This is a genomic window from Amphritea sp. 1_MG-2023, from assembly GCF_030547545.1.
Classification (GTDB): domain Bacteria; phylum Pseudomonadota; class Gammaproteobacteria; order Pseudomonadales; family Balneatricaceae; genus Amphritea.
In genome coordinates, this window is sequence record NZ_JAUOQE010000006.1 from 86,151 (window position 1) to 98,213 (window position 12,063).

A 12,063-nucleotide genomic window follows, 5' to 3' on the forward strand; every position below is an offset into this window, starting at 1 on the left:
TCGTCTTTTGCTCCGAGTGGCCAATACCACAGTAAAAAGCCCCGTTGCTAAGCAGCAGCGGGGCTTTTTTGATGCTCACCATGAGCTCATCGATTAGCTTACCAACGATCACCACCCGTAACACTGCCAACATGCTTAGGAAGGTGCGTCACTTGGCTTAATATGATTCAGCCGCCTTGAAATCGCTATCGAGCAGACACTCCCCAAGCATTCTCCACAGGCTATGCCTCGACCATCCCTAGACTATGGCCTCAATAGCGGCTAAACAACGATATCCTTGTTCGCCTCAAAGGCGTCACCGTCAAGCGGCTTAGGTTTGCCACTCAAGCGCAGCGTGACATCATCAAGAATCAGATACAGGCTCGGTACCAATAGCAATGAGATTAGCGTCGCAAACAAAATACCGTAACCCAACGAAATAGCCATCGGGACCATGATTTTAGCCTGCACACTGGTCTCAAAAATCATCGGTGCCAAACCACCAAACGTCGTCAGAGTCGTCAACAGAATCGGCCTAAACCGTCGTGTACCCGCAGCCAATATCGCCTGCAATGCATCCATCCCGGCGCGCCGTTGCCGATTAGCATAATCAATCAGTACCAGACTATCGTTCACCACCACGCCCGACAGCGCAATAATCCCCATCAGACTCACCACACTGAGACTAAAGCCCATTAATAGATGGCCCAATAAGGCACCCACCGCCCCGAACGGAATCGCGACCATCACCAAAATAGGTTGCGCATAACTACGAAATGGGATCGCAAGCATGGCGTAGATAATCACTAACGCCGCTAATGCACTATTACGTAAGCTATTAACACTGTCACTGGTATCGGCCTGCTTGCCCTGAAAGCTGTAACTTAAACCGGGGTATAGCTGTAATAGCGCCGGCATCACCTGATCACGGACACTCGCCACCACCTGATTAGTTTGATCGACCGGATCAACATTGGCAGTGACACTCACGGTACGTCGAGCGTTACGCCGATCAATGCTGGTATAGGCGCTCCCCTGTTTCAATTGAGCAACCTCCATCAGCGGCACCCAAGCCCCATCCGGCGTTTTAACCTTAAACTGCTCGATATCATATTCACTGATCCGTTGAGCCTCAGGCAAACGAACTTTAACCTTAATCTCATTTCGACCACGCTGTTGCCGCAAGGCCTCAGCGCCGGAGAACGCATTACGTACCTGCCGGCCGACATCTTCCGCTGTCAGCCCTAGACTGCGTCCCTCGGGTAGAATAGTAAAATCGAACTGCTCTTTACCGGCTGAAAAACCATCTTTAATATCGGTGACTAACGGCAGCTCAGCCAGTTTCTGCGCCAATGCGGCACTGGCTTGATCTAATTGAGTGATATCGTTATGGCTCAACTCAATTGTCAGCGCCGCACCGCGCCCTGGGCCACCCAAATCCGATTCAAAGCGAAGTGATTCTAGCTGCGGTAAAGCGCCGACTTCGGCACGCCAGCGACGGGTGACTTCACCGGCCTCAAGCGGACGCACACCTTCATCCGTCAGGGTCAACCTTATACTACTGACGTTTTCTGCGATATTGGCATCAATACTTTCCAATAGTTGTTCGCGCCCCACGTCATGAGCGACCCGTTCAATAGCCGCCACTAACTCGGTCTCGACCGCCTGCACTTTTTCATACGGCGAGCCATAGGGCAGCGTTGCCGTCACAATGGCGCGATCGGATTCAACCAACGGCATCAGCGTAAATCCCATCCGCCCACTCACGGCATAGCCGAGCACAAGACTCAACACAGCAACACCCAGCGCCACGGTGAGATAACGATTGCGCAAGCTCAAGATCAACAGTGGTCGATAACGTTGTTCAATAAAACGATTCAGTCCGGCGGCAACGCCTAGCTGCTTCTGCTGTAACCACCGCATCACGGGGTTACGATAACTCGACTTCGAATGCCCGAGGTGCGCCGGTAGTATCAAGAGCGCCTCCACCCATGAAATCAAAAATACTGCCGCTACCACTAACGGAATCACCTGAAACATTTTGCCCATGGTGCCGGGGACAAAGTAAAGTGGCATAAAGGCAACGAGATTGGTCATAATACTGAAGGCGATCGGTACCGAGACCTCGCGCGCGCCCTTAATCGCCGCTTCGAGAAATCCCATCCCCTGCTGCCGATGTTCATAGATATTTTCACCGGCAATAATCGCATCATCAACCACAATACCGAGTGCAACGATAAAGGCGAACATAGAGATCATGTTCAATGAGACATCCACCAGCGGCAAGAACAAAAAAGCCCCAAGAAAACTCGTGGGTATGCCGAGTGTGACCCAAAAAGCCAGCTTGAAATCAAGAAACAATCCTAGCAGCACTAACACCAGCACCAAACCGTAAAACGCATTTTTCAACAACAGATCGAGACGTTGTTGATAAACTTCCGACATATCATGATCGATACTCAGTGTCACACCCGGCGGCAGCTCTGAGGTCATCTCAGTCACCACCGCCCGAGTTGCATTGGCAACCTGTGCAGGCGTCTGATCCCCCACCCGATAAACCTCTATGACAATGCTCGTATCACCATTAAATTTCTGAGAGCTATCATCATCCTCAAAACTATCTTTCACGCTCGCGATCTGATCGAGGGTTAAATAACCGCCATTACTCGTTGCCACTACCGGTATCTGAGCAAACTCTTTCGCCCAGTCGCGGCGCTGCTTAACCCGCAACAAGATCTCACCACCACGCGTTTCGATACTGCCACCGGGCAACTCCACGGTACTGTTATCGATGATCGTGGCGATATCCGCTAGGGTGAGGTTATAGCGCTGTAAACTATCTCGATCAACTTCGACCTGAATTTCAAAATCACGGTCACCGCGCATATCCAGTTGTGTAATATCCGCTTGCAATAACAGACGTTCACGCACAGTTTCAGCCACTTCACGTAGCGTCCAATCACTGACGGGCCCAGCTATAGCCAATCCCAATACCTCACGCTGCCGACTGGCGAGTGAAATCTGCGGTTCTTCAGCATCATCAGGCAGCGTGGTGATGGCATCCACCTCCTGTTGAATATCTTGATAGACACGCATCGGTTCTGCATCGGTACTGAGTTCAGCACTGATCGATGCACTTCCCTCGGAAGCCGTGGCGGTGATCTCTGCAATCCCTTCAACACCACGTATAGCCTCTTCAATGGCAAGCACAATACCCTGTTCTACCTCTTCTGGGCTGGCGCCCGAATAGTCAACCGAGATATCCACTTGATCGAGCGTGAAGTCGGGGAATACCTCTTCCTTGATACTCCAAGAGGTAAACAAACCACCGAACAACAGTATTAACATCATCAAGTTAGGCGTGACTCGATTGTGAGTCATCCAGGCAATAGGGCCGCGTAGTGCTGCGCTTGAGTTATCCGCTAAGCTCATTCATCCGCCTCCTGTTCGGCGGTCCTTGGCTTATCAGTATCTGGCTGCGGGTCCGTCGATCGATGCTCATTCAACTCCCGCAGCAACATACCGGCAACCGGCGTACTCAGATCGACGCTAATCACTTTATCGTCAGCCGCAAGTCCAGCACTGATTAAGACATAATCAGCGGCACGATAGGCGACCTCAACGGGACGTATTTCCAGAGTATTCTCTGCGCTCATCAGCCACACGTTATCCCCATCTCGCAGTAACCGGCGAGGCAGGCTGATCACATCCGCTAATGGCTTGCCGGCAATACGCACGCGCATATAATCATTCACCATAATCACCGGTAAACCGGCGTTTTCAGCACGCAGCCCCAGCGGATCCTCGACCTCAATCAATAACTGCGCCATCCGGCTATCGCTATCCAGCTCGGGCAACAGGCGTAGTACTCGGCCAAGCCGTTTCTGACCGGCATTACGTGCCTGATACAACTCCACCTCAGCGCCTTTCTCCCCCGCATGACGGGGAATCTCAATATGAGCCAGAGCACTAACCGGCACACTGACTTTTAACCAGAATGTGTCAACATTGAGCAACGTTAATAGCGCCGTACTACTGGTCACTCGCGTACCCAAGTCGATATTCCGCGATACCACCATGCCGTCAAACGGCGCAATAACACGACTCCGTTGTAGATCCAATTTGGCTTGATCGCGATCCGCCACCGCACTGGCCAGTACGGCTCGGGCACTGGCCAACTGCGGTTGCCGCAACACTAATGCTTTATCCGCCGCCGCGAGATCACGTCCCAATAGCTCATATTCACGTTTAGCCACCGCCTGCTCGCCGAGCTCTTCTTGCAGTGCGGCCTGTGCTTCAGCCACCGCCGCTTGTTGTTTGCGTAGCGCCAATTGATAATCAGCCTCATCAATACGCAGGATCTCTTCACCGGCACTAAACTGCCCACCCGGCATTAACTGATCACTCAGCGTGACAATCAAACCATCGATCATTGGGTAAAGCACACTCTCCTGAGCCGCCACCACCTGACCCATCGCCTCATACATCGGTATATGGGTGGCCGCCGAAAACCCAGCGGTTTCGACTAATCGCTGTTGTGCCGCTGGTTTCGCCATCCGCGCCTGTGGGCCACTACTGAGCAGTAGCACACTGCCGGCAATGCCGAGGGCGACGACGATTAACGGGAGTAACCAACGCATCAACCCTGTGGCATTCACCGCAGGTTGTTGTTCAACCTCATCGATTGCGGTCTGATTCTCTGTCGTCTGCTTCATAGGTTTACAATCTCATGGGTTAAGGGGGTAGCCAGCGTCAGCGGTGCCAGTGAATCGGCTAGCCAACCACCCGCTAGCGCGCGATGTAGAGCAATACGATAGCTCAAGAGCGTACGATGCGCGGTTAACTGATCCCGTTGCAACGCTTGATGAGTGCGTAACGCATCGAGAACATCGAGATAATCCGCCGTCCCTTTGGTGTAGTTATAACGGCTGCGTTCAACCACGGCAGCAGTTAATTGCAACTGTCGATCAAGACTTTGCAAGCGCAAGTGCTGCTGCTGCTCTCGCACCAATGCATCTTCTACTTCGGTGAGCGCACTCAACACAGCACTGCTATAATCATGCAGCGCTGCACGCGCGGCAGCATCACTGCGTTCGACCTCGGCAACTCGCTGTCCAGCATCAAACACAGGGCCCAATAACTCCCCCGCCAAGACGCTTACCCAATCACTAAACAGTTGATTGAGGCCACCCGCCGTACTGGTTAATGAAGCACTAAAACTCATATCAGGAAAGCGATCGGCCACCGCGATGGCAATATCCGCTTGAGCTGCCCGCAATAGATGAAATGCCTGACGCACATCCGGCCGTTGCTGCACAAGCTCCGCCGGTAAACCGGTGGCAGGCAACGGTGGCAGTTCAATCAGCGTGCCGCTAGGTAAGGTCAGCGATGCGTGAGTCGGCGATTGCCCCAACAACGTCATCAATTGATGCTCGAGTACGGCTTGATCAGCGCGAGCGTCAGCCAAAGAGGCCTCTGAAGACTCGACCAACTGCCGCTGTTGCAAGACATCGGTTGCCTGCACTTTACCGCGATCAAAACGTAACTCAATCAGCTCTAACATCTGTTGATTGGTCTGCTGCTGTTGTGTCAGCAACGCGATCTGACCCGCCTGCTCAAGCATTTCATACCAAGTATCAGCAACCTCAGCGGTGAGCGTTATCGCCGCCACATCTAGCGCCTCACGACTTGCCAACCACGATTCACGAGCCGATTCGGTGGTCGCAGCCAGCCCACCCCACAGATCTAATTCGTAACTGGCCGCCAGACTCGCGCTATAGCTATCACTATCATCGGTACGGTTAGCCGATAATCCTACACTCACCTGTGGATAAAGCTGAGCGCCGGTTTTACGCGCCAGTGCAGCAGCCTGATCGAGACGCGCCTGGGTAGCTAACAGATCGGGATTCGCCTCAAGCGCGATGCGTTCTAATGCTTGTAATTCGGCATCTTTTAACGCTTCCCACCAACGTAAATTCAACGCTGCGGACCCGGCTTGAGAAAACTGTCCCGTTGGCACGTCGATCAACATCGTTTCAGGCGTCGACGAACTGCATCCGGCTAAAGGTAGACATAGCAACAGCAGCAACCGTGTGAAACGATTTGCGCTGAAGAAAGCGGGGGAACGGTTACTTGGTTTCATGACTATCTACTTTTAGAATTGAGGCGCAATAGCACGCCACATTGACACTCGCCTAAGGCTGTAGCATGCGCAACAAATAAGCAAAAAATAAGGAAGTTAATCAGCTTGCAACGTTATTAGCATATCAAACCTGCGATTAGCCGGTTGGATCATATTTGTAGCCCACACCATAAACCGATTGAATCACATCCTGCCCCGGTAATAACTCGGTTAATTTTCGGCGTAGCTTTTTAATATGACTATCGATAGTGCGTTCGCTGACGATACGTCGATCGGCATAAATACGATCCATTAATTGATCGCGGGAATAGATCCGCCCTGCCGATTGACTCAACGTCTGTAGTAGATGAAACTCGACGGCTGTTAATTCCATGGATTTCGTCCCCGCCATCACCAGCAGTTGATCTTCGCGTAGCTGCAGCGTCGTCGTGTTCTCCATAGCGGCCGTTGGACTCATCCGACGCAATACCGCGCGTACCCGCGCCACCACCTCACGCGGACTATACGGCTTACAGATATAGTCGTCGGCTCCTAGCTCTAACCCCAACAAACGATCAATCTCTTCGACACGCGCCGTCACCATAATAATCGGTACATGACTGAATGATCTAACCTCGCGACAGATATCCAGCCCATCGGCGCCCGGCAGCATCAAATCCAGCAGGACTAAATCGGGTTGATGCTGACGAATCCAAGGCGTGGCTTCCAAGCCATTATGAATTTGATGCACGCTAAAGCCAGCCTGCTCAAGATAACGAGCCAGCAGGCGCGCTAACTTTTCCTCATCTTCAACCACGAGTATGGTGTCATTCATACGGTTTCCTCTGTGATCAATGGTAATTCTAGAGTAAAACACAACCCTCCAAGAGATGAGGGCGCCGCCGTCAGCGAGCCGCTATGGGCTTCGGCTATATTTTGACAGATCGCCAAACCTAAGCCGGTACCTCCGGTTTTTCGGTTGCGCGATGAATCGGCGCGATATAACCGATCAAACAACTTCGGCAGTTCCGCCGCTTGCACCCCAGGGGATGAATCTTCTAGGGTCAAATAAACCCGTTTATCCCGCTGCATCAGGGTCATTCTAGCGCAGCCATTAGCATCAGTATAACGCAGTGTATTGTGTAATAAATTCGACAACAATTGATCTATTCGGTCGGGATCGGCAAACACCACCGCTTGTGTCTCATCAAGACCGGCCGTTTCGATAACAATCGCTTTTTCTGCAAAACCTGAGGCAAAGCCTTCGATTGCATCGCGTGCTGCTGCGCCTAAATTTAGTGCCACTTTATGATAATCAAGCGCACCGATATCCGACATCGACAATTCGAAGAGGTCATTAATCAAACGTGACATCAATTGCGCTTCCTGCTGCAATGAACTCAGTGCATTATCATCTAAGGTATAAACACCATCACGTAGTGCATCAATTTCACCCAATAAAATCGCTAACGGCGTGCGTAACTCATGCGAAATATCCGCTACCCAGCGACGCCGTAATGCCTCATTTTGACTCAGTGTTAGGGCCAGTTCATTAAAGTCACACGCTAACTGACCGATCTCATCATTACTCTGATGTTGAATCCGCGCACTATAATCTCCCGATGCCAAGCGGCGCGTGGCCAAGGTTAAATCTTTTATCGGTCTCAGCAGGTGATGCGCTAACGGCAACGCCACCCCTGCGGATAGCAACAACATAAACAGCGCAATAATAAAATATGCCTGATTTTGCTGTTCTGAAAACTGCAAATCATGGGCCGCCGAAAAAACGCCCTGATCCTTACTCAAGCCGAGATAGCCAACAATAGCCCCGTTGTTCCCCCTGATTGGCCGCCGTTCCATATCAGACAGCGACTCATCCTTCGGACCATAGATCATAGCCGATTGCGCATCTAACAATCGAATTCGCCATTCCATCGGCACAGGTAAGCCCGCCGGTGATGGTTTAATGTTTCGCGGCGGCCAACCCTCTTGCCGCAAACGCTCGGCACGGTGTTCTAAGCGCTCGCCCATAAGGGGGGCACCGGTCACTGAGGTAACCAACTGTAACCAGCGCTTCGGTGAGGTCGATAGCGCTTGCCAACCGCCATCCGTGGTATAAATCATACTCAATTCTTCAACGAGGCTATCGGTAAGCTGTTGTTCCCGCTCATCAATGTAGCGAATAAAACCACGATCAAAATACCATTGCACAAACAGGAACATCCCGCTCACCAGCACCAGCGAAATAAATAGTTGAATCACAAAGAGTCTGCGGGTTATGTTCATATTCAATCGACATCAGGACAGAGGGTTTATCCACTAGTATGCATTGAAATAGGCAAAAAAAAAGGACGCCTGTCAATGATCGATCGAGGTTGATATAAAGTGAACCACACGGCGTCAAGTTCAATGATTCAACAACCTAAAATAGCCTCGCCCTTCACTCAAGCCTGTTTCTTTAATGCGGGACATTGCACAACTCATCACCCGGTTTGAGACTAAACACCTCTATCGATGAATTTTTTCAGCTTGAATAGGTCTATACCTGTAGAGCAGATTCAGATGTAGCTTTTTAAAGGCTAAAAAGCGATCAAGTTTGACCTCAGCAACTAAACAGCTAACAGGAAGGCTTAACACGATACCTAAGCCCTATAAATAGCATGCTATTTTAACGCTGAAGGCTTTTTCAGGACTGCGCTTCGAAGCATATGTTTCAGGGCTTATGTTTCAGGGCTTATGTTTCAGGGCTTATGTTTCAGGGCTTATGTTTCAGGGCTTATGTTTCAAGGCTTAGTTTAGCGTTTAATGTCTATAATCAGAGCAAGCGATGCTTGCCAATCAATCACGTTGAGAAAGTCGATATCAGTTAATCATCGATAGCTGATAATGATAAGGAGCTCCCATTGGTCGAATTGATTACACAATCGTCTTTTACTGAAATTGCCGCCTTACTGGTATTAGCCGCGATAATGGGCTTCATCGGTTTATTGCTTAAGCAACCCCTAATTGTCAGCTTTATCGCCGTCGGCTTAATCTCCGGGCCGTCTGTATTGGATATTGTGCAATCGAAGGAGCAGATTCAATTACTCTCCGAATTAGGCATTGCGGTTCTTTTGTTTCTGGTCGGCATAAAACTGGATGTAAAGCTGATTCGTTCTATTGGCTCAGTCTCAATCATGACAGGGCTTGGGCAGGTCGCTTTTACATCCATCGTCGGTTATTTCATCGGCCTTGCCATCGGCTTAGATCACATTACCAGCCTCTATGTGGCGGTAGCGCTAACCTTTTCATCCACCATCATCATCGTCAAACTGCTTTCCGATAAACGCGAAATTGATGCCTTACATGGTAAAATTGCACTCGGTTTTTTGATCGTTCAAGACCTCGTAGTGGTCGTGGCGATGATCGTTCTAGCAACCATTGGTATCGGTTCGGGCCATGCTAATGGTGCCAACACCGCCATCTGGCAAGTCGCGACGGCGGGGGCGGGATTGCTGCTGTTTGTCATCTTATTTGTTCGCTACATCGCTAACCCACTCACCCAGCAACTCGCTAAAACACCCGAGCTTCTGGTTATTTACGCAATTGCACAAGCCGCCTTTTTTGCCGCTATCGGCAATATCATCGGCCTCGGCATGGAGGTCGGCGGCTTGCTCGCCGGTGTCGCGTTAGCCTCGACACCCTATCGAGAAAGTATCGCGTCTAGATTGGCATCATTACGCGATTTTTTACTGCTGTTTTTTTTTATTGCCTTAGGCGCTACGCTAGATCTATCCCTCCTAGGCACTCATATTTCTGCGGCGCTCCTGTTTTCCCTCTTTGTCCTTATTGGTAACCCACTTATCGTGATGGGCATCATGGGTACGATGGGCTATCGCAACAGAACGGGATTTCTGGCAGGCCTGACCGTGGCGCAAATCAGTGAGTTTTCGCTCATTTTCATTACCATGGGCATCAGTCTAGGACATCTTCAACATGATATTCTAGGCTTAGTCACCCTCGTGGGTATTGTGACAATTACCGCATCAACTTACATGATTACCTATTCCCATCAGCTGTACGCTTTTTTTAAGCCACTGATCGGTATTTTTGAACGCTCAGGTGCACCCCGAGAACAAACCACCGAGCACCCCGTCGGTAGTGCTTATCCAGTGGTTATTTTTGGTTTAGGTCGTTTAGGCACAGAAATCGCGATACGTCTGCAACAAAAAAACATTAGGGTACTCGGACTAGACTTCAATCCAGCGGCCATTAAACATTGGCAATATCTCGGACTTGAGACTGAATATGGTGATATCACCGATGCCGAATTTATCGCTCAACTGCCGCTCAAGCATACTCAGTGGCTTGTCTCCACCATCCCGCAACATCACGCAGGGCTCTCATCGGAAGATACCCGTAAAACGATTATTCAATTAACACGTTCGGCAGGGTTTAGCGGCAAATTAGCCACCGTGTCACAAAATAGTATAGAAACTGAAGAGTTAAAGATGCTCGGTATCGATTTAGTGCTGGACCCGTTTCAAGATGCCGCCGATCGAGCCACTGAGTTATTACTGCAAGGTTTGGCGCATCAGCCCCTTCAATCACAACCGTCATAGGAAGACTGTCATGAAACATTTTAATAATATTCTCTATGTACTCAATCATCACACAGATAAGTCTTCGGCATCATTGCAGCGCGCTATCGCCTTGGCAAAATCAAATCAAGCCAACCTAACACTACTACAAATGCTACCCGACGTATCAGCGTTAGTGAAATCTTATGAGCACGCAGGTATCAGCGAAGAAGTCCGGCCGATGAGCATGTTACAACGCGAAAAAGCCACACTACAGACACTGCTCGCGTCGCTCGATATCGATTTAAATGTTGAACAAAAAACCGGTCAACAATACCTCGAAATTATTCGCCTCGTTCAAGCACAGAACTTTGATTTAGTGATTAAGGAGATCGACGATATTGATTGGCTGGATCGCTTATTTGGTAGCGATGATATGCACCTGCTGCGAAAATGCCCCTGCCCGGTCTGGCTGATGAAAAAAGACGCTAATCCACAATATAAACACATCATGGCGGCTATCGATCTAGACGAGGATGATGACGACAACTGTAACGATGAATTAAACTCAGAGATTCTTGAGTTTGCCTATTCACTATCACTCGCAGACTTCACCACACTGCACGTGGTTAATGCTTACGATGTGCCACAGGCTGGCTTTATTAGTCTATGGGCAGAGCAACCCGATAAAGTTAAAGAAGACCTATTTTCCGCCGAATGTCGTCAAATGCAGCACAAAATAAAAGCACTCATGAATGATTTAAAGTCAAAAATAGGCGTGAAATCTTATAACTACTTATCACCTCAAACCCATCTTGCGGAAGGCCCCCCCGAACGCGAACTGCCTAAAATAGCCAAGCAACTCAATGCTGATTTAGTGGTGATGGGCACCATCGCTCGCACCGGTATTGCAGGCATGATCATTGGTAATACTGCAGAAAATGTTCTCCCCCAACTGAATTGCTCTGTTTTAGCCATCAAACCCAAGGGGTTCGTCTCTCCGGTCTCTTAAGCGGTTTCTCAACCGACCGTGGCCGTGCAGTTATAAAAATCGGGAATATTTGATATTGAATTAAGGGAAGGTGCGAATAAGTCAATTACGCCTCTGGCTTACAGAGAAGCTGGAGATCAAGGCAACCGTTACAGGCATACTGGTTCGTCGAAAAATGTTAACGCCGAGATCCTGCTTCTCTGAAAGCCCCGAAGGGCGGATATTAGAATGGTCATCTACTTTGTCAGCCAGCTTGAAAAGGTCCAGACATTTCGCTGCACTGGCTTTCGCGTATCTGGCCATTCTAATGTCCGCAGAGAACATAACGGCCTTATTCGCACCTTCCCTAACACAGCAAGATAATTACCATGAAGACATCCAGTCTCTCATGGTAATTTTTTCACCCGTTCACC

General features: G+C 49.9%; 7 protein-coding genes. 2 read left to right on the forward strand and 5 right to left on the reverse strand.

Going from position 1 to position 12,063, the window contains the following annotated elements:
* Positions 1–261: 261 nt before the first annotated feature.
* The 5 genes from Q4488_RS05325 to Q4488_RS05345 form a co-directional block, all read right to left on the reverse strand.
* Positions 262–3,411 (reverse strand): efflux RND transporter permease subunit, encoded by a 3,150-nt coding sequence (locus tag Q4488_RS05325; RefSeq protein ID WP_303579432.1) that lies wholly within the window; start codon positions 3,409–3,411, stop codon positions 262–264.
* A complete protein-coding gene (locus Q4488_RS05330) occupies positions 3,408–4,694 on the reverse strand; it encodes an efflux RND transporter periplasmic adaptor subunit (RefSeq protein WP_303579433.1) in 1,287 nt (428 codons plus the stop codon). The genes Q4488_RS05325 and Q4488_RS05330 overlap by 4 nt, the downstream gene beginning before the upstream one ends.
* A complete protein-coding gene (locus Q4488_RS05335) occupies positions 4,691–6,121 on the reverse strand; it encodes an efflux transporter outer membrane subunit (protein ID WP_303579434.1) in 1,431 nt (476 codons plus the stop codon). The genes Q4488_RS05330 and Q4488_RS05335 overlap by 4 nt, the downstream gene beginning before the upstream one ends.
* A 136-nt stretch (positions 6,122–6,257) precedes the next feature.
* On the reverse strand, positions 6,258–6,935 hold the full coding sequence (locus Q4488_RS05340) for a response regulator (RefSeq protein ID WP_303579435.1): 678 nt from the start codon (positions 6,933–6,935) through the stop codon (positions 6,258–6,260).
* Positions 6,932–8,362, reverse strand: a complete 1,431-nt coding sequence (locus Q4488_RS05345; protein ID WP_303579436.1) for an ATP-binding protein — start codon at positions 8,360–8,362, stop codon at positions 6,932–6,934. Before Q4488_RS05345 ends, Q4488_RS05340 begins: the two co-directional genes overlap by 4 nt.
* Before the next feature lie 641 nt (positions 8,363–9,003).
* Here Q4488_RS05345 and Q4488_RS05350 point away from each other — a divergent pair.
* Both Q4488_RS05350 and Q4488_RS05355 read left to right on the forward strand, forming a co-directional pair.
* Complete coding sequence (locus Q4488_RS05350; protein WP_303579437.1) at positions 9,004–10,701, forward strand: cation:proton antiporter; 1,698 nt, start codon at positions 9,004–9,006, stop codon at positions 10,699–10,701.
* Positions 10,702–10,711: 10 nt separating this feature from the next.
* Positions 10,712–11,671 (forward strand): universal stress protein, encoded by a 960-nt coding sequence (locus Q4488_RS05355; RefSeq protein WP_303579438.1) that lies wholly within the window; start codon positions 10,712–10,714, stop codon positions 11,669–11,671.
* Positions 11,672–12,063: the final 392 nt, after the last annotated feature.